The sequence below is a fragment of the Mesorhizobium sp. RCAM 05099 genome, from assembly GCF_059683685.1.
This window is the reverse complement of sequence record NZ_CM185035.1, coordinates 5,386,936-5,410,683: the sequence shown is the minus strand read 5'-3', so window position 1 is coordinate 5,410,683 and position 23,748 is coordinate 5,386,936. Positions and strand designations below refer to the sequence as shown.

The following is a 23,748-nucleotide window of genomic DNA, read 5'->3' as shown; positions in this document are numbered from 1 at the left end:
GCGACCGCAACCTGACAGCGGCCCGCTGACGCCCATGACGTGATCGCGGACAAGAGCCGAACAGCTCCCGATGCAACCAGATTAGCGCTGGTTGGTTCTTGATATGATTTTAAGCAAGCGGCGCCTCGATCGCCTTCCGAAAGTGGCCACTTCATGGATATATCCATCGCGCAAACGACGGCCGAGAAAATCAAAACGGGCAAGAGTGGCCTGCTGCTGATCTCGGACAATTATGATGCCTTCGCGGCGCGTGTTTTGGCGGCAAGAAGCGCAATCCGCTCTCTCGACCTCATGTACTATCTTTGGCACGACGACCATACCGGGCGCTTGCTCCTTCAGGAAGTTTTCCGGGCCGCCCAGCGTGGCGTGCACGTACGGATGCTCCTCGATGACGTCAATCCGCGCAAAAGCGATTCCGCGTATTTGGCTTTGAGCAATCATCCAAACATTGAGCTCAAGCTGTTCAACCCGAGCGGCATCAGGGCACGCGGCATCATGCGCGGCGTGGAAGTTCTCTTGCGCCTTTTTGCATTGACACGAAGGATGCACAACAAGGCGTGGATTGCCGACGACAACATCGCCATCGTTGGCGGGCGTAACGTTGGCGATGCCTATTTTGATGCCGCGGAAACCAATTTCCGCGACCTCGACTTGCTTCTTCTCGGTCCCGCCGTGCAGCAAACCGCCAAAATTTTCGAGACTTTTTGGGCGTGCCAGGAATCCAAGCCAATTGATGAGCTCGGTGCGATGGCGGAAACCACGCATGTCCATTCCTTCGAAGGAAACGATGCGGAAACCGAGTCAAAGCTTCTGAACGTGATCGGTGATCGAGGGTCCATCGCCGAGTTTATCGCGGCGAGCAACGACGTGCACTGGATGGAACGCGTTCGGGTGATTTCCGACCCTCCAGAGAAGGTGCGCGGTTGGAGACGTCGCAGTTGGCTGATGAAGCAGTTGCTTCCCATCATTCAGTCGGCGCGTAATTGTGTGGAAATCGTGTCCCCCTACTTCATCCCTGGCAAGAGGGGCTCCAGGATCTTGTCCGACCTCGTTGCCGATGGGGTAGAAGTCGCGGTTTTGACCAACTCGTTGGCGGCTACAGATGTTGCCGCGGTCCATGGCGCCTATGCGAATTATCGCAAGCGGTTGCTCAGAAAGGGCGTCAAGCTCTTCGAGCTCCAGCCCTTCAGCCGGCAGCCGGCAATCTCGGTGTTTGGGTCCAAGGGCGCCAGCCTGCACACCAAAGCCTTCAGTGTCGACGGCAGGACGGGTTTCGTCGGCTCCTTCAATTTTGATCCGCGGTCCGTGTCGTTGAACGCGGAAATGGGCGTGCTTTTTGAGGATGAGACCCTGGTCGCTGAACTCCGCCAGCAATTCAAATTGGAGATATCGCCTGAAGCGAGCTATCGGCTCGAACTGAAGAACAACGTCCTGCACTGGCATGGGTGCGATGAAGGCAGGCTGCAAAACTATACGCACGAACCAGAAGCAGGGATTTTTCGCCGCATCCTGGCGGCCCTGGTCCGTCACCTTCCGATCGAGTCCCAACTCTAGGCAGCAACGCGAATCCGGGGTGCGCGGGCTGGTTGGGAGGGCAAAGATCAAGGTTCTTAGAACATCCTCCCGGTGAGGTCTGCCGAAAGGAAGAGCTGTTCGGGGTCGGAGACAGGTGACGAAACGACTCGGGAGATAAAGCCCTTCGACGGCCCGATTTCAGGACGCAAAGCGGTAACCGGCCGAGACTCAGGTGTTCCGAAAGTCGGGTGGGAAGATTGGCCATGTTTAGGCCCCTCGTCTCTCACCACGCGAGGAAGCAAGAGATGTGCCGGTATCACCTGCTTCCGACCCACTGCCGGATCTCGTCAGCCAATTGCTCGAGAACGCCCATCGTCCCGGCGGGGAGCGGGTCCGGAAACCGTTGCTCGGGATACGCGAGCGTTCCCCCCAGATGGACCGGCTGGACGGAGGGCATCTCGTGCTGTTCGAAAAACTTGATCATGTTGTCCGCGCATAGGCGCACACTCGGATCGTCCGCGGGATCGGTGGCGCCGTTGACGATTACCGCTCCGAGTTTTCCTTTGAGCTGTTGTCCGTCGCGCCACAGGGGATCCGATCTGTCGAGCAAGACGACGCCCAGGGCCGGCGGCATTCCGAAGCAGGTGGGAGTAGCCATCAGAATCACGTCCGACTCTTTCATGAGTGACAGAACACGATCGATCCCGTCGCCGTGGTATCCGAACGTTTGATAACACTGCTCGCACCCGAGACAGTCGATACGCTCATCGGCCAGACGCACCTGTTCCACGACCTTCACCCGCCGATCTCTCTCGAGCGAGCGAAAAACCTCACCGAGCATCCGCGCTGAGTTACTGGACGCGCGTGGGCTGCAGTCTATTCCAATGATGGTCGTCGCTTTGTCCATGTGGGGATCCCTAGTAAGGCGTGACAGCTCGATACCGAATGGCACGGGGCGAAGTTTTGATTATCCCTACCGATGGCTTCAAAGTCGACGATACTCTTTACCTGTGAATTTTCCGGATCACAATATTGCCCCCCAAGGTCGGTGAGCTGATCCGATCCGTCGAGGCTGCGAGGGGTTGCGCACCTCGGTTATCGGCGTCCAATATTGACCCCTGGATGTACTTTTCGAGGCGGCACATGCGCACCGCGAGACGTCGTAGGTTGCAGCTTCGTCCGATTGACCCTGATGGTTGGCGAAACCTCAGGATATTTTTCGCGGCGATTTTCTCTTTAAAATCAAAAGCGTAATTTTTTGGCGATCCTGGCTTCGGACTTTTCGTAGCTCAAAGAAATTATTTGGCAACAATTTCAACGAGCTATACGCCATTAAAACAATCGAGTGGGAGCAGGGAGGCCTGCAGGCGATAGCAAACGCTCGGAAGATATTGATTCTTGGGGCCCCCCGAACGGCGCGGACGTCAGTCTTGTGATGCTGCCCGACGGAACCCTGGCCGGACCCGTTACACTTGCTGGCCAAACCTACGCGGGTGCGTTCATCAAGCAATGATCAAAGAAGCATCTAACTCTAGTCTAACTCTTTGTTTTGACGCAAACTCCCAAGGGAAAGCGCTGTGCGCTTTTCCCGGGAAAACCGTTTTATACTTTTCCTGGAATTGCTCTAGCTGGTTGCATTGTGGCCTGCTGAGTAGCGGACTCCTAGACCAAAGATGCGAATGCCGTACCCGCAGTGGCCCCGCGACAGGTTCGCCAAGCGTGGCACGCCCTTCAACCACTGCGGTACTCAGCCCGAGCCATTCGTTCTTGGCTTAGGCGTGCGGTGGGAGTTGAGACCCGCTCGTCTTTGCCCGCAGCCAGTCCGAGACGCGATAGTATCGCAACATTGCGGCTGGGGCGAACGACATGAAGAAGGGCGCCCGCCGAAGTGGTTCGAGCTTCAGCGATAGGTCTTTTTCCGGGACCCCCTTCGCCCATTCGCCGAGTATGCCGCCGAGCATGCTTCCGGTCGGCACGCCGCGACCGGATAACCCTGTCAGCGCGACGACGCCCGGCGCGAGTTGATAGAATCGCGGGATGGTACGCTTCTGCATGTCCAACTCGCCGAACCAGAAATACTCCCATTTCAAGTCGCTGCCGAGCTGCGGATGGAGCCAGCGCAGGCGATCGGACATGAGGCGGTGTGTGAAGCCCATGTCCCTTCCGCGGCGGCCCATCGGGAACATCGAGGCGACGATGCGTCCCTCTGCATTGTACTTGTAGACGAAGATGTCGCCGCGGCCGTCATGCATCGTCGTATTGCGCGGCAGGATGGTTTGGCGCTCGCTGGCGGTGAGCGGTTGGGTGGCGGCTACGAACACCCTCTGGATCTTGTAGGTCTGGTCGAGGCCGGGCCATCCGTCGACGGTGTAGGCGCCGGTCGCAAAGATGACCTTGTCGGCGACAACGGTTCCTTCGCCGGCATGCACTGCCCAGGCACCATCCTGCCGCACGACGTCGCGGACCGGAGACCCCGTGTGGACTGTGCCACCTTCCTGCATCACGGCGCGGGCCAGACCTCTTGCGTATCCCAGTGGATTGAGGTGACCGGCCTCGGAATGAAACCAGCCGCCATGGTATCGCGGGCTGCCGGTCATTTCCTCGGTCGCCTGTTTGTCGAGCACCCGCGTCTTGGCGCCGACCGCATTGTACTGCTGCGCCTTTGCCTCCAGCTTGGCGACCGCGCCTGGCGTCAGCGCGCCCATGACGTAACCGTTCTGTTGCCATTCGCAATCGATGCCGTAGCGCTCTATCATCCCCGCGACTTGTCTGTTTGCCCCTGTCTGCCGGGCGATCAGCCTTTCGGCCCACGGTTCGCCCAGCATGGCACGCAGTTCGGGCAGGCTATAGTGGGTGAAGGTTGGCGTGCAGTGGCCTGCATTACGGCCCGACCCGCCGAAGCCGATCTCCTGGGCTTCGAGCAGAACCACATCTATGCCGTCACGGGCGAGATCGAGCGCGGTGGTCAACCCGGTGTAGCCGCCGCCGACGATGCAGACGTCCGCCCGCCTGCGTCCTTGCAGCGGGCTGCTCTCTGGCGGCGGCGGCGCGGTCGCATACCAGAGCGAGACTTCAAACGGTGAAAACCTTGCCATTCCGGGCGGCCTCACAGCATGTCGCTTCGTGCGTCGAGCGCGTCGCGCAACCCATCGCCGATAAAGTTGAAACTGGTGACCGCCAGCGTGATGGCGGCACCAGGAACGATTGCCAGCCACGGCGCGCTGTCGAGATATTGCTGGGCGCCGTTCAGCATGTTGCCCCAGCTCGGCAGCGGAGGCTGGATGCCGTAGCCGAGGAAGCTGACATAGGCTTCCAGAAGGATGGCGCGGGCAACGGTAAGCGTGGCCGCGACGATGATCGGGCCGATCGCATTGGGCAACAGCTCGCGAAACATGATGTGGCTGTTGCTGAGCCCGAGCATGCGGGCGGCGACGATGAAGTCGCGTTCGCGCAGCGAACGCACTTCCGCCTCGACGATGCGCGCGATTTCCATCCAGCTCGTTGCCGCGATGATCAGCGTGATCATGATCGGGCTGGGTTTGATGAACGCCGCCATCGCCAGCAGCAGGAAGATGTTGGGGAAGGACAGCGTCGCGTCAACGAAACGCATCAGCACCGTGCCGATGCGGCCGCCGAAGAAGCCGGCGGCGATCCCCAGCACGGTGCCGAAGACCGTGCTGATAACCATTGCGGCGAAGCCGACCAGGAGCGAAATGCGGCCGGCCATGAAGAGGCGCGCCGCGATGTCGCGGCCAAGCGGATCGGTGCCGAAGAAATGATAGCCCGTGAACGGTGGCGAGAATCGGCCACGCAGGTCGATGTAGAGATCGTCAAACGGCAGCAGCAAGGGTCCGAAGACGCAGGCCAGCACCAGCACGATGATCATCACCAGGCCGAACATCGCCAGTCGATGACGGGCAAATCGGCGTACGGCGCGGCTATGCCACCAGCGTTGCCTGGCGTGGGTGGGGACAAGGAAATCCGACTGGGTCATCGCTTCGTTCCTCAGCTCAATCGAATGCGCGGATCGACGAATGCGACGGTGAGGTCGGCGGCCAGATTGCCGGCCAGGACGAGGACCGCTGACATCATCAGCAGACCCATCACGACGGGGTAGTCGCTGTAGCCGAGACTATCGAGGAACAGCCGTCCCATGCCGGGCCAGGTAAAGACCGTTTCCGTCACCAGCGCGCCACCCAGTATTGTCGGCAGTTGCAGCCCCAGCAGGGTGATCATCGGCAGCAGGGCGTTTCCGAGGATGTGGCGGATCAACACGCGTCGGGAACTCAGCCCCTTGGCCCGGGCCGTTCGCACGAAATCCTGACTGATGACGTCGAGCGTCGCGGTGCGCATGTAGCGGCTCCACACGGCGACATTGACCAGCGCAAGAACGATGCTCGGCATGATGAGATGGATCGCGTAGTCGCCGAACGAGCCATTGCCGATGGTGTACATGTTGCCGGCCGGCAGCCATCTGAGCCGCAGCGAGAAGATGTAGATCGCGATCAACCCGAACCAGAAGGTTGGGATCGACAGCGCTATCATCGCGCCGACCGTCGCCGCGTAGTCGAAGATCGAGTATCGCCTGAGCGCGCCTAGGACACCGATCCAGGTGCCGACGAGGATGGCGATCGCGGTCGATACACCCATCAGCAGCAAGGTCGCGACAAGGTGCTCCCAGATGATGTCGAGCACAGGCCTGCCATCCCGGTAGGAACGCCCCCAGTCGCCGCGAAGCAGATGTGCCAGCCAGTCGAGGTACTGGACGGGAAGAGGTCGATCAAGCCCCATTTGCGAGGCGATGCGGTCGAGATCGGCCTGCGTCATCCCCGGCGTCAAGCTGAACTGCGAGAGCGGTCCGCCCGGTGCCAGGTTCAGGACGGCAAAGCCGATCACCGAAACCAGCAGGAGCAGGACGAGACTTTGCCAGAAGCGTCCCAGCAGATAGCGAAGCATGCCGGTTGTCTCCGTTTTGGGTGTCCGTCGGATACAGTCGCGCCAGAGGCGCCTTGTCGGCCATGCGGGCCGAGCCGGTCATTGCCGGCCCGGCCTCGTTTGCGCGGCTATGCCCAGTACCAGGCGGCCACGTCCCAGGAGTCGATGCGCACATTGATGTTAGGCTCGACGCCTTCGACATCGGACTTGTGTCCGCGGACCGTCGCGTATTGGAACATCGGCAGGAACGGCAGGTCGTTGCGGACGGTCTCCTGGATTTTCAGGTAGGCCTGCTTGCGTTTCTCCGGCACGAATTCGACACCGCCGGCCTCAAGCAGCTTGTCCACCTCCGGGCTGGCATACTGCCAGGTGTTCTGGCCGGCGCCACCCTTGGCGGGAATCGACTTCGAGCTGAGGTAGTCCGAAGTGTCGGGATCGGAGCCCGTCAGGAAGTTGATGCCGACGACGACGGAATCGAATTCCGACTTCATCCAGTAGTCGCCCCACATCACGGCCGGCGGCAGGTTGGAGATCACCACCTCGACGCCGATGTCGCGATACGATTGCTGGATGAACTGCTGCGCCTGTTCGCGGATGTGATTGCCCGCCGTGGTCGAGTTCTTGAAGGAGAGGCGGACACCGTCCTTGACGCGGATGCCGTCCGCTCCAGGGACCCAGCCGGCGTCGTCCAGCAGTTTCTTTGCCTTGTCCTGGTCGTATTCCTGCTTCGGCAAATCCGGATTGTAGTAGAAGGACTGCTGCGGCATGTAGGTTTCGGTCGGGGCCGGCAGCCCATAGTAGAGGGCGTCGATGATCGTCTTCTTGTCGAGCGCATGGTAAAGCGCCTGGCGGACGGCGAGTTCCTTGAACTGGGGGCGCTCCATGTTGAAGCTGAGCGATTCGACCGTGGCGGCGGGGATGACGGCGACCGACGTTCCGCTCAATGCCTTGGCTTCCTCATAGTGGTCGGCCGTGATCCACTGCAGTCCGATGACGTCGATATCACCGGTCTTGAACTGGGTGTAGAGAACGGTCAGATCCGGAATGTACTTGTAGATCAGGCTCTTCAGATAGGGACCATCGCCGAAGTAGTCGGTATTGGCGGCCAGTTCGATATGATCGCCGGCCATGCGTTCCACCCATTTGAACGGGCCGGTCCCGATCGGGGCGTTGTTGAACGGCGCGGTGTTCTTGTCCTCGGCGGCGCCGAGCACATGCTTGGGAACGATGAAGGTCGCGGCCAGGATCGACGGGTAGGGCGCGTAAGGCTCCTTCATCTTCCATTTGATCTCGGTTGGCGAGACGACAGTCAGGTCTTGGACAAGTTCGTGGCCGGCGCGTCGCCAGCTGCGAAACTTCGGGTCGACCAGCAGTTCGAGCGTGAACTTGACGTCCTCGGCGGTGAACGGCTGACCGTCGTGCCACTTCACGTCGTCGCGCAGTTTGACGTGCCACTCGAGCCCGTCGGCCGAGATGCCGCCATTTTCGACGGTCGGCACCTCCTTGGCCAGCGCGGGGAAGAAATTGCCCTTGGGATCGACACCAAACAGAGGATCGAAGACGCTGAAATGAATGCCTTCGTCGACCTCGATGTGGGGCAGATGCGGGTTGAAGACGGTGGGTTCCTGGGAAAAGCCAACGATCACCTGTCCCTTGGGTTCGCTCGGCGGGGTTGCCGCAAGGGCCCTGCCTGCTCCCGCCAGGTTGGACATGGTGAGGCCGGCGGCACCGGCGATTGCCATTCCGAGCGCCTGACGACGCGTCGGTCGAAAGATAGTGCTGCTGCTCTTGTCTGACATTTGAGGCTCCTCTTGATAGTGTTCCACTTTCGCTGCGTTACGCTCTCTTGTCGGAGCGCTTATAATCCAGTGATCGGCGCGATCTTCGATCCGTCCGAAAACCGCGACCATCGAAAATCCATGGGATCGACGATCGGCGATCGTCCGGTGACGATATCCGCCATCAGCCTGCCGGCCGCGGGGCCGATGCCGAAACCATGGCCGGAGAAACCCGTTGCCACATGAAAGCCGGGCACGCCGTCGACGGCGGAAATGACGGGAACGGCGTCGGGCGTGACATCGATGTAGCCGGCCCAGCGCTGCGCCACCTGTGCCTTTTCCAGAACCGGAAATGCCTTGCGGGCATTTGCAAGGACGCGTTCCGAGCCTTTCTTGGAAGGCTTGGGATCGAGCACGCGGCAGTATTCGAAGGGGCTCGCCTCATCCATCGCCCAGCGGGTCGGCATCTTTGCCTCGTCAAGAAAACGACCCCCCAGGCGGAATTGAAGCGATCGCCACTCTGTCTTCCAGGCCGGAAGAAAATCGCGCGCATAGCGAAAGGAGTTGGGTACGATGTCGACGAGATTGCTCATGCTGGAGGCAACGGTGTAGCCACCGTCCTGGCGCTTGCGGATGGCGAAGTTGTTTGCCCACACGGCTTGGTCCGGCCCGTTCTCGACAGGGGTCGTGCGAAGAACCGTGTTCATGACCTTCAACTGCGGCAGGTCGAGGCCAAGCGTTCCGCAAAACAGGTTCGACCAGGCCCCTCCGGCAAGGACGACTGCCTTGCAGGCAATGAAGCCACGTTCGGTCACCACGCCCGAGACGGCGCCGTTGGTCGTCTCCACGCCGCGCACGGCACATTCCGTGAGTATGGCGGCGCCGCGGTCGCGTGCGGCTTCGGCAATCGCGGGCGCCGCCTTCTGCGGCTCGGCGCGACCGTCGGCGGGCGTGTAGAGCGCTCCTTTGACATCGAGATTGGCGCCGGGGAGGAGGTCACGCAATTCGCCCGGGCTGATCATTCGCGACTCGAGCTGATAGCCTTCGAGGTGTCGTCCCCAGCGCTCGTGCTGTTCGTATTCCTTGTCGTCCGCGCAGGTGAACACGATTCCGGCCCGGGCATAGCCGGTGTCTCGTCCCGTCCGTTCGGAGAGCCTCGCCCATATCCGCAAGGCTTCCGCCATCAGCGGGACCTCGCGTGGATCCCGCCGGGAAATGCGAACCCAGCCCCAGTTGCGGCTGGACTGTTCCTGTCCGATCCCGCCCTTTTCGCACAGGGCGACCCGCAAGCCTCTCTCGGCCAGTTCCAATGCCGTCGAGGTGCCGATGATGCCGCCACCGATGACGACGCAGTCCACCTCCTTTGGCAGCTCGATATCTCCATGGACGGGGACGACGAACGGTCCGGGCATGCTCAGTACGACTCCTCAAGCTGGCAATTGATGGAAAATTCCGCGACGCTCGCATGGTCGGGCAGATCGAGAAGCAAGCCGATGATGCGTGCGAGGTCGTCCGGATCGGTCATCAGCGCATCGGCGCGATCGGTGATGCCGCGAGCCATGTCGGTGGCGACGAAACCGGGACAGACTGCCGTGGCCCGAATTCCGAGGTTCCACCCCGCCTGCCGGATGCCGTGGGAGAGCGCGACGGCGGCAAACTTGGAGATCGAGTAGGAACCTGCTGCCACGGACTTGACCCGCTTGCCCGACAGCGAGGCGAGAATGATCACCCGTCCGGCGCGGCTGGCCGCAAGCGATGCCCACGACGCACGGACCAGGCGGCGCGGAGCCTTGACGTTGATCTCGAACATGCGATCGAGATCAGTGTCGTCGATGTCGATGACCGACTTTGGAATCATGATGCCGGCGCAGGCGATAACCGCGTCGATACGCTTGAAGGCCTCGATGGTGCCGTCGACCCACGTCTGTTCGCTGCCGGCCTCCGTGGCATCGTAGGCAAACACGCGGACGCGCTCGTTATCGGCCCAGTCGGGCCGCACCGGCTCGCGCATGCCCAGCGACAATGTCCAGCCCGTTTCGAACAGGTGCCGGGCGCAAGCCGCACCGATGCCGCGGCTGGCACCGGACACGAGTGCCACACGCCGGCCGGCTGGGCGTCCTGTGGGTTTCGTCATTGGTCGAGTCCCGCGGTGCGGCGGTAGACGCGCCGCAATATGTCCAGCAGACGCTTCTGGTCTTTCTCGGGCACATCAGCGAAGAAATCACTGGATTGCTTGGTGGCGATCTTGCGCACCTTGCGGGCGAGGTCTGCGCCCTTCGGGGTGATGTGGAGTTCCTGTGCGCGTCCGTCGTCCGGCGCGGCCTGACGCGTGATCAGTTCGTGATCGATCATCTGGTCGACCAGCCTGCCCATGGCGGAGCGATCGCGCATGATGAGCTGCGCGATGACCGAGGGCCGTATTCCTGGATGGCTGTCGACAAGGAGCAGGGTGGTGATCTTGCCCGTCCCCCGGGCAACGTCGAGACCTTCCAGGCGGTCATCGAGATCGCGCGAAAGCGCTATGTTGATGCTGCGGATGTAGAAGCTCAACGTGTCTTCAAGAACATCCAGCCCGACTGTCTCGACGGGATAAGGTGGACCTTTTTTCTTCACCGGCATCGAACACTCTCCAGAGGCTGTCGTGGACAGCCTTCATCGAGATCGCCGCAGCCCCATTCGGGGTTGTCGAGGGTCTTTCCAGGACATGATTGAGCGGGTAGTGGATAAATGCAACTACTTTTAGTGGACAAACGCAACTATTCTGCTCGGCGGCAAGCCCGGCGCGACGCGCATCAGCGACCTGATCAAGGAACAGGCGTGCGGCCGCGCCTTTGGGCACGATCATTCATCGTCCAGGGAAGGGATCTTCAGCGTCGCCGGCGGCTCAAGCGGCCGGCACCCATTCCTTGCCGGGAATGGCGGAGATCAGTTGCCTCGTATAGGGGTGATGTGGCGACCGGAATATCTGCGAAGGTGGGCCGCACTCCACGACTTCGCCGCGGTTCATCACCAGGATCTCGTCGCAGATGCGGCTTGCTACCCTCAGGTCGTGCGTTATGAAGATCATGGCGATCTTCATTTCCTTCTGGATGCTGGCCAGCAGATCGAGGATCTGCGCCTGGATGGAGACATCGAGGGCTGAGACCGCTTCGTCGGCGACCAAGACCTTGGGATCCATCATCAGAGCCCGTGCAATGCCGATCCGCTGACGCTGGCCGCCAGAGAATTCGTGCGGAAAGCGGTCATAGGCACCCTCGTCGAGGCCGACCAGACGCAGCAATTGCAGCGCCTTCGCGCGCGCTTCCTGGGCGGACAGGCCATGCGTCATCGGGCCGACGGTGAGGATCTTGGCGATCGTCTGGCGCGGATTGAGGGAAGCGAACGGATCCTGGAAGATCATCTGGATGTGCGGCCGCATCGGCCGGAACTCGGAGTCAGAAAGCGCGGCGATATCCTTGCCGTCGAACAGGATGCTGCCTCCGTCGCTGTCCAGGAGTTTCAGCAGGACGCGGCCCAGCGACGATTTCCCCGAGCCGGACTCGCCGACGATGCCGAGTGTTCTGCCCTGGCGAACCTCGAAGCTGACCTGTTTGACGGCATGCACGATGCGGGACCGCGAGAAGAAGCCGATGCCCGACCGATATGTCTTGTCGAGTTTCTGCACTTCCAGCACGATCGGAGTATCCTCACGCGCCTTCGTTTCGCTCTCGATCATATGCGGGACGGCGGCGATCAGCCGCCTGGTGTAGGGGTGGCTTGGATTGTTCAGCACATCGGCGACGGCGCCTTGTTCGACCATCGCGCCTTTCTCCATGACGATGACGCGATCGGCGATTTCCGCGACAACGCCAAAATCGTGCGTGATGAACATGACGCTCATGTTCTTTTCGCGTTGCAGCCGCCGGATCAGGGCAAGGATCTGCGCCTGGGTGGTGACGTCGAGAGCTGTCGTCGGCTCGTCGGCAATCAAAAGATCGGGCTCGAGTGCGAGCGCCATGGCTATCATGACGCGCTGGCGTTGCCCGCCAGAGAGCTGGAACGGATACTGGTGGCGCAGAACCTCCGGCTCCGGCAGGCCGACTTCGCCGAGCAGATCGACAACCGCCTTGGCGCGGGTCGCCGAAGTGCCGGACCGGTGCGCTTCCATGACCTCCGCCACCTGCTGGCCGACAGTCATCAACGGATTGAGCGCCGAAAGCGGATCCTGGAAGATGATGGAGACCGAACGGCCACGCAGGCTCCGCATCACGTCTTCCCCGGCGCTGGCGAGATCGTGGCCCTTGAACTGTATGCTTCCCTGCGCAATCCGCACCGAAGACGGCAGCAGGCCCATGATGGCATTCGCGGTGACCGACTTGCCGGAGCCGGACTCGCCGACGATGCACAGCATCTCGCCCTTCCTCATGTAGAAGGATATGTTTTCGACCGCGTTCTCACGCTCCATGTTCCTTGGCAGACAGACGGTCAGATTTCGAACAGAGAGAACAGTCTGCTCGCTGGGCTCGAGGGCTGTCGTTTCGCTCGGCGCCATGGCTTGGCCTTTCGAAATCCAATGATCTGACCGGGCATACTAGCCGCACATCCTACCTTCAGCGCAAGCCCCGACGACTATTTCGTCGTCGGCTAGCCGACGAACCATTGGCGTCCGGGGTCGCGTAACATGCGGTTTCGGACTAGGGACCGTTTCCCTCAGCCTAGACGAACATCATGACGATGATCGCGCCGATGATGATCAGGACAAGGCCGCCGATCAGCATCGGCAACAGGCTATTGTCCGGGTCGATACCAGACTCAAACTGCCTTGCTATCGGCTTGTCGCTCTTCTTTGCTTCAACCATGGTTCGTCTCCGTGCGAGAAAAATCTGCAGCCAGCGACAAGAAGGGCCGCGTGTGCGCAGGTGATTGTGATGGCTATCTGCTCCGTCCAAATCGCGGACGTGATGCCGCGCTTGATTTTTCGCTGCGCGACATTTTGTAAGGAGATCTTACGCGCCGCTTCGCGCCAGGCCGGAAGGTTGGGGCGGCGGCAGCCTGCCGAGGAAATCCTGAGGCATGAGTGTGACGTCGGCCAGCGTGTAACGGTCAAGGATGCTCTGGAAGGAGGCCATCGCTTCGCCAAACATGCTCGAAAGCTTGCAGGAGTGGGTGAGAACGCATTGGTTTCCGGTGGCAAAGCACTCCACAACCGCGAAATCCGGCTCGGTCAGCCGTATGACATCGCCGATCCGGATCATCTCGGGCCGGAGCCCCAGAGCAAGGCCGCCGGAACGGCCCCGGACTGCTTTCAGGTAGCCGCTACGCGTCAGGGTGTTGGCGACCTTGTTGAGGTGTGTTTTCGACACCCCGAAGGTGCGCGCAGTCTCCTCGATCGTGATCAGGCGATCACCGGCGGAGGCCGCGTACATCAGCATCCTCAAAGCATAGTCCGAGAAGTTGGTCAGCCTCACGAGCGGTTCCTTTCTTGGATCGGCGTGCTGCTATGGGACCTTCTTGCAAACCGATTCGGCCTCACAGGTCTTTCTCGGCAATCGGCTCGATGCCAATCGTGGTCTCGCCACGGTTGAAGGCGACCGCAAGACGAAAGCTGTGAGCGATGCGCAACGCGCGATCCATGAAAAGCGCCGCCACCTCGGGCGGGCAGATGCGGCGCACCGTGGCGCGAAACAATTTCAACCAACGCCGGAAATGCACCTCGCCAAGGCCGGTTATCGCCAGATGTGGCGGCAGGGGCCGCCCTTTATAGCGGGTCGTTCGCAGGAGCGTCGCGGACCAGAAGTCACACATCTTTGCCAGATGACCCGGCCACTCGTCGGGCTGTATCTTCTGGTGGAAGAGGGGGCCGAGAAGCTCATCGCGGCGAATTTCATCATAGAAGCCGTGAACCACACCATGGATCATGGTCTCGTCAAGCACATCCGGCAACGGGACGCCGTCCAGGACGATGGTGCTCTTGCTGCGGCGGGTTCCGCTCATATGCGCTCCTGGTTCACAAGGCCGAGGCGGCATTGGGTATCTTTGCTCGCACATGCGGCGCTCTGCCGGTCGAGCGGCAGCTACGAAGCATCGCCTAGACCATCGAGTCGGAAATGCGCAGGCACTGCAATTCCCGCGATGACGATCGATGGGTTTGCGTTGCCCGCTATGTCCTAGCGTGGAATGGAGCCAGCATTTCAGTTAAAACATACATTGTCAATCTATGTTATAGCCGCGGCGGCCATGCGGGGCCAGGGACGCGGCCGTTGAGCCGTATTTCATTGCTGAAGCTCGCTGCCGGTCACGTCGTTTCGTGAAGGACCACCGGCGCCTCGCTGCGCTGATCGCGATTTCACAATTGGTCTCGGGGCGTGCTGAGTTCGGCGCCCTGTCTCGTGGGGCCTGGCCCAGGTTCCGGCTCTATTTGTCATCAGGCGGCCGAAGCCCGGACCACATGTCCCTGACCGCGCGATAATGCGCGTCGGGCTTGTACTCCGCGACCCGCAGGCCAAGGCGGGAAGCGGAAAGATGGCCGATGGCGGACAGGATTGCATAGCTTGCGAGAACCTCGTCGCGCTCGCTCGATACACGATTTATCTGTGTCGTAATCAATGACGCCTGCGCATTGAGAACATCGAGCGTGGAGCGCTGGCCGACGTTGCGTTCTTCGATAACGCCCTGCAAAGCCAGCTGTGCCGCAGAGATGGCTTGTCGATTTGCCTGAACCGCCACCCCTGCAGCCTGATATTGGCTCCACTGTGACGCCAATGCGCTGCGAACCTGATCCCGATTGACATCAACTTCTATCCGCGCTTTCGCCAGCGACGCCTTGGCCTGCCTAATCTCGGCCGAGGCTTTGCCGCCTTGATATATAGGAACGTTCAAGGTCGCGCCGATCTCCGCTGAGTTGTAGTAGCCGTTGGGAGAGTACGAAATCTCAGGCGAGTAGTTCTGATAGAGACGGGTGACGCTGGCTTCAGCCGAGGCCCTCGGAAGAAGAGCCCCCTCGGAAGACTTCACCGAGAATTCTGCTGCATCGACGAGATGCTCTGGACCGAGAATGGCTGGGTGATCGGTCTGCGCGATCGCGAATGCGGCCTTGAGCGTTGAAGGCAGCAATTTGGCAACCGGCCTGGTTGGCTGCAGCTTCCCCGGCGCTTCACCTACAATCTGGCGATACGTTGCCTCACTGGACAAGACCGACGCCTCGGCGCTGGCCAATTGGGATAGTGCCTCGGCTTGGCTGGCCTGCGCCTGGGCGACATCGGTGCGCGCGCCATCTCCAACTCGAAATCGATCCTCGGCCGCGCGTAGTTGTTCGTTCAGAAAGGCTAAGTTCTTTCTTCGCAAGGCGACAATCTGGCGATTTGCAAATACATCGGTGTAAGCACTTACGGCTGCATACAGGGTGTCCTGTTCAGCGCTGCGCAGATCTTCATTTGAGGCTTTCACCTTCGCCTCGGCGACGTGTACGTTGTTAGGCGTCTGGAATCCGTCGAACAGAGTCTGATCCAAGGTTATCCCGAAGGAACCTGTCGACAAGCGACTGCCCGGGGAAATAAATCCCCCTGTTGAAAGCTTCGTCTTGGATTGGGAAAGATATCCAACGCTGGCGGAGCCATTGACTGTCGGCCTCAAGCCGGATTTCGCTATCGCAACATTTTCATCGGTGATCCGCACACCGGCGCGGGATGAATTCAACGTGGAATTCAGCGCATACGCCTTCGACATTGCGTCGAAGACAGTCTCGGCCCGTCCAAGTGCCGGCGTGAAAATGCATGTTAGAAAAACCGCCGCGGACTGAAGCTTACTAACCATTCACCTGACTTTCGAAATCGCAGCATCCGCCTTGGGCCGAAAACAAATAGATGTTTCGTCAAAATGATAAATCACCAGAGTTTGAAAAACTTGGCAAACCTGTGAAATTTGGCAAATAAGGTTGTCTCAAGGGCTACCTTTTCCTCATATTTGCCAGGAATGCGCCGCTTTATGCCAAGCCTGCTTTTTGAGAATTTCTTTTGTTTCAAAGGTAATACAATATATAAAGATTCTTTTTGTTTTCGATTTGAATCTATATATATAAATTTTTCCACTTTGGTATACACCTGTAAAATGGACGTCATTTACGCCTATACAGAGATCACAATAGCGATGATATCTCTGTATAGAGAGGAGATGGTCATACCTATAAACTTCGACGGGCGAGCGCCGAAGCTAATTTTTGTTAAGAATTGTTTCTGGACGTTTCTGATTTTTGCTATCATGCGCGTCGCATGATGTTCATGCTTCGTTCGGCTCTCTGGAGAGCCTTACCAGCTAGGAGCGCCCGTTTTTTGATGGGTAGGGACGCGTTGGCAGCGACGCAGCGCACGGCATACTCGCCGCAGGAGATACTGGTGTTTAGATTACCAGCACGGGAGCAAAGCCGCCGCCTGGTGTCCTGAAGTTAGTGGTCTGGCCTTGGTAGAGGCGCGCAGCCGCGAGCAGCAGCCGGCCATCATAAACGTAGAGCCGCACGTCCATTTTGCGCGGCGCAAGTGAACCATCGATCTCGATCATGCGCTGACCAGGCGCGGCAAAGGCCTGGGCCACATAGCCGCCCCGGGCGATTTCTGCCCATACCCCTCTTGTGACCTTGTCGCCGCGATAGACCGCCTTGCCGCCGTGGCCGGAAAGTGGCTTGAAAAATAGATCCTTGCGGGATTGCCAAAGTGCGTCAGCATTTTCGGGTGTGACCAGCGTCGTCCGCGGAACGCCGCCGGCGAGCCGCAAACGCATCTCTGGAGATAGACCAAAAGTTTCGAGAACCTCCGGGTCGGACAACAGCGTCAAGTTGCGTTTGCTCGCGAAAAGCGCATGATTGCGCGGATTGGGCGTGACCACCACCGCGCCGTCTTGGTAGGCCTCTTTGAGCGCTGCATGCTCTGGGAGATCGAGCGCGAAGTCGACCAGGCGATTGTATACGAGGTCAATTTCCTGTCCTCCGAACCGGAGCCTGCCATCGCGATATTGCAGTTCGCTCGCATCTCCGATCACGGCATCGATACCGTGTTTCACCAGCAACTGCTTGGCCAGCACGAATTCAGGATAGAGATACTGTTCCTCGGGCCGGTCATCGATGATTGCGATCCGCCGCGGCGATTCAGTGTCGAACTGGCGTCGCCATTCATTCCTGAACATCGCGACGACCCCGGTCTCGAATTTGTCCTCCTTGGCGCTGATCAGCCCCTGTTCGACTTCGGCGCAGCAGGCTTTCTGGGCCTTCGCTAGGAACGCATTGAGGAAAGCACCACCGGCGTTGGTGTTCACTTCGATGAGCTTGGGACCATCATCGTCGAGATGGAAGTCGTAGCCCATCAGCGCGCCGGCCGGACCAAAATCCCGCTGCGCGATTGCAGGGGCCCACGAGAGAACGGCATCGCGGTAGGCTGGCAATTTCGTCGCGCACTCGATGAAGTCAACGATTCCGCCCATCTCCCCAAGGACGGACGCGGCGAGGAAGACCGGAACATTCGAGAACAGATTTGGCCGCGACTTCATGAACGCTTCGCAGAAGCCGGGCTCGCCGACCTCCCGATCAAGCGCGGCGTAAAGTGCTGCCCGGTCGAGAGTGATGCAAAAGCAGTTTCGGTTGAGCCGGGTCGATATGGCCCGGCTCGCTTCCGATAAGCTGGGAACTGTTTGCACGATCATGTCTCCTCGCTGCCGGGCGCAGGGCTGCCGCTATCCCGCTCCATCGCAGCGATGATTGCGGCCTGAACGGACTTGTCCTGCGTCATCACGGCCGCGCTCAGCGCTCGCAGGCGCTGCCGCGTTTCGTGGAGCTGATCGATCAGTGACAAGATGACCGGCAGCGTGTCGGCGTCGATCTCCAATTCATAGCGAAGCGTGCAGATCAGACGGACGCGTGCGAATTCCATGTCGTTGAAGACCATGGTCCCGTCGTCCTGCCGCGGTACGACAAGTTCGTCCCGGATCCAGGCCTCGAGATCGCTTCGCTGGAGCGCGGTTATGCGCTCGACAAGGTCATCGATGCGCATCATGGCAGCATCTCCTTGCGGGGGTGAACAGGATGTTTCGGCTGCCAGTTTTCGAGGAACGCGACCAGTTCGTGCTCTTCGGCCGAGGGCAGAACAGCCTTCAGGGTGATCAGCTGGTGTCCGCGTTGTCCGGTCTTGCGGTTCCGAACGCCCTTGTCGCGCAGTCGCAGCGTCTGGCCCGTGTTCGACCCCTTCGGGATGGTCATCGTAACGGGACCGCTTATGGTTGGAACCTCGATGCGTGCGCCCAGCATCGCCTCCTTCAGGGTAACGGGAACCTCGACGTGAATGTTGTCGTCCTTGCGATGGAAGAACGGATGCGGCTCGACATGCAGTTCAACGTAAGCGTCTCCCGCCATTCCGCCGCCGAATCCGGCCATGCCCTGGCCCTTCAGTCGCAGCATTTGCCGGTCCTCGGCTCCTTCGGGGATCGTCACCTGTAGCGTCTTGCCTTCAGGCAGCGTGATCGTGCGCTGGGCGCCATTGACCGCATCCATGAATTCCACCGGCAGCACATAGCTCACGTCCTGGCCGCGCACCTGAAAAGTCTCGTGCCCCCGCGGACCGCCGCCCGCAAACGCCCGCCTGAGGAATTCTTCCAGATCCTCGTTGCTGGCGAATCCTTCGTTGGTTGCGTGCGAGGCGTTGACACCGCCGTCGGCGAAGTCGCGATAGAACCGCTCCGGTGGCCGTTCCGCTCCGGCGGCATCTATCTCTCCCGCGTCGAAGCGGCGCCGCTTCTCCTTGTCCTTGAGCAGATCGTTGGCTGCGGAAATGTCCTTGAACTTCCCTTCCGCCGCCTTGTCGTCCGGATGCAGGTCGGGGTGGAACTTGCGCGCCAGTTTCTTGAACGCCTCCTTGATCTCCTTGTCGGTGGAGGTGCGGGTTACGCCGAGCGTCTCGTAAGGGTCTTTCATTCACCTGATCCCATCGCAATCACCCGCTCAGCCATGAAAGGACCCTGGCGTCACGCGCTGCTTTTCTTCACGCGATGCCGGACAGCTCGTGAAGCGCATGCCGAACCTACGTCGGAAGAATGACGTGCTCAACCGGGCGGCGAAGCGATCTGGGCAACTCGGGACCATAGCCGAACCTCATCACGAGATCCGGTCGACGGCCACCGATGCCCAGATAGGTTGCGAATTGGCCTCGCACGGCGGGAACCTCGACAGGTTGATTGATGAAAGCATGCCGGAGTTGGAGAGCCGTCGCCTGGAGAGCGAAGCGCTGGCAGCAACGGCCGGCTTCGGCCCAAGAGGCCGGCTCATTCTTGTCGGAGACGAACACGGCAACGCCGGCCGAACTCCTGAGCTGGTTCTCGTATTTCCTGTTTTCGGCGCCCTTGGTGAACACTTGGCTGAATATCAAGCGGCCGATCCAACCTGGCAGCACTGGACTGCCGGAGGATTTCGAAAACAAGCCGTCTCGCGCCGAAAGGGCTTCGCCATAGCTGAATCGAATCCACGATTCCAATTCCTTTACGAACGCGACATCGTCCAACTGCGCACTGTTGCCTGCGACGAGATAGGAGAGGATATCTTCACGTTGCTGCCGCTCGGTGAAAAGCAGCATCCGCACGCCGTCGCCGTTCCCGGCAGCTTCCAGAAGCCGCAGATGCTCGGGCGGGACAGACCGCCCATCATAGAGAGCGCGCGTCGATTGACGATGCGGGATGGCGTCGAACAGGTCCGTCCGTTCGGGCGGCGCGGCCTCCAGGTCGACCCGTATTCCGCCCGCATCGGGGTCGTAGCTCGGAACCGCCCGAAGTCCGAACGCGCGAGCCGCTTGAACCATATTCTCGACGGCGCAGCCGAGGCTGGCGAACACGTGATGGTCATCGGGATCGACGGCGGGCAAGCGACGCCCGGGATCGGGCAGCACAAGGACGGAGTGGTACGAGAGCTGGAATTGCCAGGGCTGGGTGTTGTGGCTGTTTGCCGCCAGGGTGGCGTAACGGACAAGTTCTCGTTGGGCCGATGGCAGTGGCAGATCGGTGCTGTCGCTATGGCGCCACGTGGCGTTGATAGCGCCTTCATAACTGGAAAGACCCCGGGCGTTCATGACAAGCGCGGATCCGCCGCCAATCGCGGCAAGCCCTCCTCCGACGGTAAGCGCGGCCAGGAACCGGCGACGACCTTGATGAACCTCAGACATGGTGGCTGCATATTACAACCGGGGCCCGCCTGGCTTTGATCTGAATCATTGCCTTCCTGTGGCGTGCGGCCTCGACGCTTGACAGCGAACCGAACGCGGCTGGCGCCGGATCAAAGCAACGTGATCTCGTACGTTTAGAAGCCGGGAACCGTGGTTGATGTCGCCATTGACGTGCGAGCAATTCCTTAGCTTCTTCGTCAGGGCGACCCCACGCGACCATTGGCTGCCGGAGGGGTTGTGAAGAGACAGGGAGGCTAAACCCTCATTCCTGCACCATCAGCCTGCCATCCACCCGCCATCCACCATCAGGTTGATGCCGGTGACATAGCTTGCCATGTCGCTGGCGAGGAACAGGGCAGCGCCCGCGACGTCGCTCGGGGAACCAAGCCGTGGCCACGGCGTGCGCCGGCGTGAATAGTCGAGCGCGTCGGGATCGTTGGCCACGCCCGGCTTGCCGGTGATGATCTTGCCGGGCGCGATGGCGTTGCACACGATGAGGTCGTCGGCGTGGTCAACGGCGATCTGCCGCGTCATCTGCACGATGCCGCCCTTGCTCACCGAATAGGGAAAATCGCCAAGGCAAGCGACCATGCCGTGCTGCGAGGAAATGTTGATGATGCGGCCGCGCACATCGTTGACCGGCGCTTGGGCCCGCATCTGCATCACCGCCCGTTTGCAGCAATGGAAGAAGCCGGTCAGGTTGACGCCGATGACGCGGTTCCATTGCTCCGGCGAGGTTTCGAGCAGGTTGGTGCTGGTGTAGATCGCCGCGTTGTTGACCATCACATCGAGCCGCCCGAAGCGCGCCACGGTCGCCGCGACCAGCGCATCGACCGCATTCCACTGCGCAATGTCGGTCTCAACGTGGATGGCCGTTCCGCCGGCCTGCTCGATCAAATTGGCGGTGCTCTCGCCCCCTCAATTGGCGGTTCGACCGTATCGGCGATGACGACGCTGGCGCCTTCCGCCGCGAGCTTCAGCGCGATGGCGCGGCCGATGCCGGAGCTTGCGCCGGTGACGATCGCGACCTTGTCGGTGAGCAGTGGCATATGGTCCTTCAGCTTTCTCGACGAACAGGCTTGCCCTGCGCCGGATCGATCAACACCTGTTCGCGCACAATCTCTTTCCCGCGCAGGAAGACATTCGTCAGCCGTGCCTTGATGGTCCAGCCGTTGAACGGGGTGTAAGCCGCACGCGACACCTGGTCGGCATTGGTGACGGTGCTGGATTGCCTGGGATTGACGATCAGCATATCGGCGTCATACCCGGCGTCGATCCGTCCCTTGCGGCGGCCAAGGCCGAAGCGCTCCGCCGGATTGCGGGCGCACAGGCGCACCAGGTCGGGCAGCGTGATCAGACCCTCGTCGACCAGTTTCAGCATCGCCTGAAGCAGCGTCTGCAGCCCCGGCATGCCGCCCGGAATGTCGGCGAAGGCCGGGTAGGATGCTGCCTTTTCGGCTGGCGCGTGCGGCGCATGATCGGTGGTGACGATGTCGATCAGTCCAGCGCCGAGCGCCGCGCGCAAGGCGTCGACATCCCGCCGCGATCGCAAGGGTGGCGACCCCTTCAGCAGGGCGCCTTGCCTCTCATAGTCGTCAGCGCTGAAGAACAGATTCTGCGGGGTGGTCTCGACGCTGGCATCCGCCATGTCGCGCAGCCTGCTCCAGACCTCTGTGCCGAGTTCCGAATTGATCTGCCGGACATGGATGCGGGCTCCCGTCGCGGCGGCGGCCAGCACGGCGCGCGCGATGCCGCCGGCTTCTGCCAAAGGCGGGCGGCTGTCGAGAAACGCTGAGATGGTCCCGGCCTTGTTGCGCTCCGTGCTGCCGGTCAGGATCGATTGATCGCCCGGAGAAATGCCGATCAGCGTATCGGCCCGGTCGAAATTCCGCAGGGCCCGGGCAATTTCATCGAAAGTCGAAAACAGGAAGGCTTCCGGTACATCGGCGGTGAACAGCTCGAACGACACCGGCGCCAACTCGAGCAGGCGAGGGGTGAGCGACAGGTCGCGGCTGACCACGGCCTGGAAGCCGACATCGACATGGATGCGGCCCTCGGCCATTGCCATCTTGTCGGCAAGCTGTTCGGCCGTGGCCGTCCAAGGCTCGTCGGTGGGCATGTCGAGTACCATCGTCACGCCGCCAAGGGCGGCTGCATGCGTGCCGGAGGAGAAATCTTCCTTGTGAGTCAGTCCAGGCTCGCGCAGATGCGCATGCGCATCGACCAGGCCGGGCAGCAGGAAACAGCTCCTGGCATCGACGACGGTCCCAGCTTCAGCCGTTTCTCCGGGTGCGACGAGCGCTGCGATCCGGCCGCCGATAATGCCGACGTCGAGCCGCTCAAGCCCTTCGGCGTTGACGATGGTGGCTCCCCGGATCAGCGTTTCGAACATGCCGCCATTCCCGTTGCTCTGGTCAGCCGCGCCGCTCGAAACTGGCACGGTTCTCAAGCCAGAAGCGGGCGATGTCTTCGCGCCGCATGAAGGCGGCTGCCGGGTTCTTCTTCACGTGCTCGATCACTTCGCGCAGCCCGGACGCCCGGTTGGGCTGGCCCATCCAGCGCGCATGGATGCCGATCGTCAGCATGCGCCCGCCGGTCTCGTCCGCCTCGTCGAGCATGTAGTCGATCGCCGAACGGCAATCCTCCGCGAAGTCGCGCGGATTGCTATAGCCCGGCGCCACCAGATAACGGCTGTCGTTGAGGGTCTTGGAATAGGGCACGACGAGAATTTCGGTGCCCTGATGATCGATGAAATAGGGCAGGTCGTCGTTGCAGGGATCGGAGTGGTAGAGAAAGCCACCCTCCCGCACCAGCAGGTCGCGCGTGTTCACGCTCGGAAACGAGCGGCAGTTCCAGCCGGCGGGGCGCCTGCCCGTGAGCCTCTGGTAAAGGGCGACTGCTTCGTGCAGCTGGCGCTCTTCCTCGCTCCGCTCCATCGTCGTGTAGTCGACCCAGCGCAGCCCGTGGCCGAGCAGGTCATGCCCGCGCGCGTTCATCCATTCGACGACCGCCGGATTGCGTTCAAGCGCCACGGCGCAGGCGGAGATGGTGACTGGAATACTGTATCGGTCGAATAGGCGCGCCAGGCGCCACACACCGGCGCGGCTGCCATATTCGAAATGGGTCTCGGTGCCGAGGTCGCGCACCGGCGGGCTGCTGGCGAGATTGTATTCGCCCCAATTGTCGTTGCGGCCGTCCTCGGCCCAAGAATATTCCGATCCCTCCTCGTAGTTCAGCACCAGGTTGATGGCGAGCTTGGCGCCGCCCGGCCAGGTGACGAAGGGCGGGCGCGGGCCGTAGCCGACGAAATCGCGCGGCTGCGGTGCTGGCGGCAGATCGGTCGGCATCGGCCT

22 protein-coding genes are annotated in these 23,748 nt (G+C 60.9%); 1 reads left to right on the top strand and 21 read right to left on the bottom strand.

Features of this window, described 5'->3' with window-relative positions; genetic code table 11:
• The first annotated feature begins 153 nt into the window (after nt 1-153).
• The gene (locus AC56QQ_RS26715; protein WP_497124001.1) at nt 154-1,554 is read left to right on the top strand and encodes a phospholipase D family protein; all 1,401 of its coding nucleotides are present in this window, start codon (nt 154-156) and stop codon (nt 1,552-1,554) included.
• A 277-nt stretch (nt 1,555-1,831) separates the two neighbouring features.
• On the opposite strand, the gene AC56QQ_RS26710 is transcribed toward AC56QQ_RS26715, so the two are convergent.
• From AC56QQ_RS26710 to AC56QQ_RS26610, 21 genes are all read right to left on the bottom strand, one after another.
• A complete protein-coding gene (locus AC56QQ_RS26710) occupies nt 1,832-2,422 on the bottom strand; it encodes a flavodoxin family protein (RefSeq protein WP_489860034.1) in 591 nt (196 codons plus the stop codon).
• Between the two features lie 865 nt (nt 2,423-3,287).
• On the bottom strand, nt 3,288-4,610 hold the full coding sequence (locus AC56QQ_RS26705) for an NAD(P)/FAD-dependent oxidoreductase (protein WP_497124000.1): 1,323 nt from the start codon (nt 4,608-4,610) through the stop codon (nt 3,288-3,290).
• A gap of 11 nt (nt 4,611-4,621) precedes the next feature.
• Nucleotides 4,622-5,509, bottom strand: coding sequence for an ABC transporter permease (locus AC56QQ_RS26700; RefSeq protein WP_489860036.1), 888 nt, complete (start codon nt 5,507-5,509; stop codon nt 4,622-4,624).
• Between the two features lie 11 nt (nt 5,510-5,520).
• Nucleotides 5,521-6,471 carry an ABC transporter permease gene (locus AC56QQ_RS26695; protein WP_091581854.1) on the bottom strand — a complete coding sequence of 317 codons (951 nt, stop codon included), beginning with the start codon at nt 6,469-6,471 and terminating at the stop codon, nt 5,521-5,523.
• A 107-nt stretch (nt 6,472-6,578) separates the two neighbouring features.
• Complete coding sequence (locus tag AC56QQ_RS26690) at nt 6,579-8,249, bottom strand: peptide ABC transporter substrate-binding protein (RefSeq protein ID WP_497123999.1); 1,671 nt, start codon at nt 8,247-8,249, stop codon at nt 6,579-6,581.
• Nucleotides 8,250-8,308: 59 nt separating this feature from the next.
• Nucleotides 8,309-9,640 (bottom strand): NAD(P)/FAD-dependent oxidoreductase, encoded by a 1,332-nt coding sequence (locus AC56QQ_RS26685; RefSeq protein ID WP_497100605.1) that lies wholly within the window; start codon nt 9,638-9,640, stop codon nt 8,309-8,311.
• A gap of 2 nt (nt 9,641-9,642) precedes the next feature.
• On the bottom strand, nt 9,643-10,362 hold the full coding sequence (locus AC56QQ_RS26680; RefSeq protein WP_497123998.1) for an SDR family NAD(P)-dependent oxidoreductase: 720 nt from the start codon (nt 10,360-10,362) through the stop codon (nt 9,643-9,645).
• Entirely contained in the window at nt 10,359-10,847 is a 489-nt protein-coding gene (locus AC56QQ_RS26675) for a MarR family winged helix-turn-helix transcriptional regulator (protein ID WP_091581864.1), read from the bottom strand. Before AC56QQ_RS26675 ends, AC56QQ_RS26680 begins: the two co-directional genes overlap by 4 nt.
• A 265-nt stretch (nt 10,848-11,112) precedes the next feature.
• Complete coding sequence (locus AC56QQ_RS26670; RefSeq protein WP_497123997.1) at nt 11,113-12,759, bottom strand: ABC transporter ATP-binding protein; 1,647 nt, start codon at nt 12,757-12,759, stop codon at nt 11,113-11,115.
• Nucleotides 12,760-12,922: 163 nt separating this feature from the next.
• Nucleotides 12,923-13,066, bottom strand: coding sequence for a hypothetical protein (locus AC56QQ_RS26665; RefSeq protein WP_489860041.1), 144 nt, complete (start codon nt 13,064-13,066; stop codon nt 12,923-12,925).
• Nucleotides 13,067-13,213: 147 nt separating this feature from the next.
• Nucleotides 13,214-13,675 (bottom strand): RrF2 family transcriptional regulator, encoded by a 462-nt coding sequence (locus AC56QQ_RS26660; RefSeq protein ID WP_497123996.1) that lies wholly within the window; start codon nt 13,673-13,675, stop codon nt 13,214-13,216.
• Nucleotides 13,676-13,736: 61 nt separating this feature from the next.
• On the bottom strand, nt 13,737-14,201 hold the full coding sequence (locus AC56QQ_RS26655) for a group III truncated hemoglobin (protein ID WP_497123995.1): 465 nt from the start codon (nt 14,199-14,201) through the stop codon (nt 13,737-13,739).
• 420 nt (nt 14,202-14,621) lie between these two features.
• Nucleotides 14,622-16,019 (bottom strand): TolC family outer membrane protein, encoded by a 1,398-nt coding sequence (locus AC56QQ_RS26650; protein WP_497123994.1) that lies wholly within the window; start codon nt 16,017-16,019, stop codon nt 14,622-14,624.
• A 582-nt stretch (nt 16,020-16,601) separates the two neighbouring features.
• The gene (locus AC56QQ_RS26645; RefSeq protein ID WP_497123993.1) at nt 16,602-17,894 is read right to left on the bottom strand and encodes an ATP-grasp domain-containing protein; all 1,293 of its coding nucleotides are present in this window, start codon (nt 17,892-17,894) and stop codon (nt 16,602-16,604) included.
• On the bottom strand, nt 17,891-18,244 hold the full coding sequence (locus AC56QQ_RS26640; RefSeq protein ID WP_497123992.1) for a chaperone modulator CbpM: 354 nt from the start codon (nt 18,242-18,244) through the stop codon (nt 17,891-17,893). The genes AC56QQ_RS26645 and AC56QQ_RS26640 overlap by 4 nt, the downstream gene beginning before the upstream one ends.
• Nucleotides 18,241-19,158: a DnaJ C-terminal domain-containing protein gene (locus AC56QQ_RS26635; RefSeq protein ID WP_497123991.1), complete on the bottom strand. Its 918-nt coding sequence runs from the start codon at nt 19,156-19,158 to the stop codon at nt 18,241-18,243. Before AC56QQ_RS26635 ends, AC56QQ_RS26640 begins: the two co-directional genes overlap by 4 nt.
• 106 nt (nt 19,159-19,264) lie before the next feature.
• Nucleotides 19,265-20,395 (bottom strand): Acg family FMN-binding oxidoreductase, encoded by a 1,131-nt coding sequence (locus tag AC56QQ_RS26630; protein WP_497123990.1) that lies wholly within the window; start codon nt 20,393-20,395, stop codon nt 19,265-19,267.
• A 276-nt stretch (nt 20,396-20,671) separates the two neighbouring features.
• The gene (locus AC56QQ_RS26625; protein ID WP_497123989.1) at nt 20,672-21,292 is read right to left on the bottom strand and encodes an SDR family NAD(P)-dependent oxidoreductase; all 621 of its coding nucleotides are present in this window, start codon (nt 21,290-21,292) and stop codon (nt 20,672-20,674) included.
• Nucleotides 21,289-21,444, bottom strand: a complete 156-nt coding sequence (locus AC56QQ_RS26620) for an SDR family NAD(P)-dependent oxidoreductase (RefSeq protein WP_497123988.1) — start codon at nt 21,442-21,444, stop codon at nt 21,289-21,291. The genes AC56QQ_RS26625 and AC56QQ_RS26620 overlap by 4 nt, the downstream gene beginning before the upstream one ends.
• Nucleotides 21,445-21,452: 8 nt before the next feature.
• Complete coding sequence (locus AC56QQ_RS26615; RefSeq protein ID WP_497123987.1) at nt 21,453-22,787, bottom strand: dihydroorotase; 1,335 nt, start codon at nt 22,785-22,787, stop codon at nt 21,453-21,455.
• Nucleotides 22,788-22,809: 22 nt separating this feature from the next.
• On the bottom strand, nt 22,810-23,742 hold the full coding sequence (locus AC56QQ_RS26610) for an allantoinase PuuE (RefSeq protein WP_497123986.1): 933 nt from the start codon (nt 23,740-23,742) through the stop codon (nt 22,810-22,812).
• Nucleotides 23,743-23,748 lie beyond the last annotated feature (6 nt).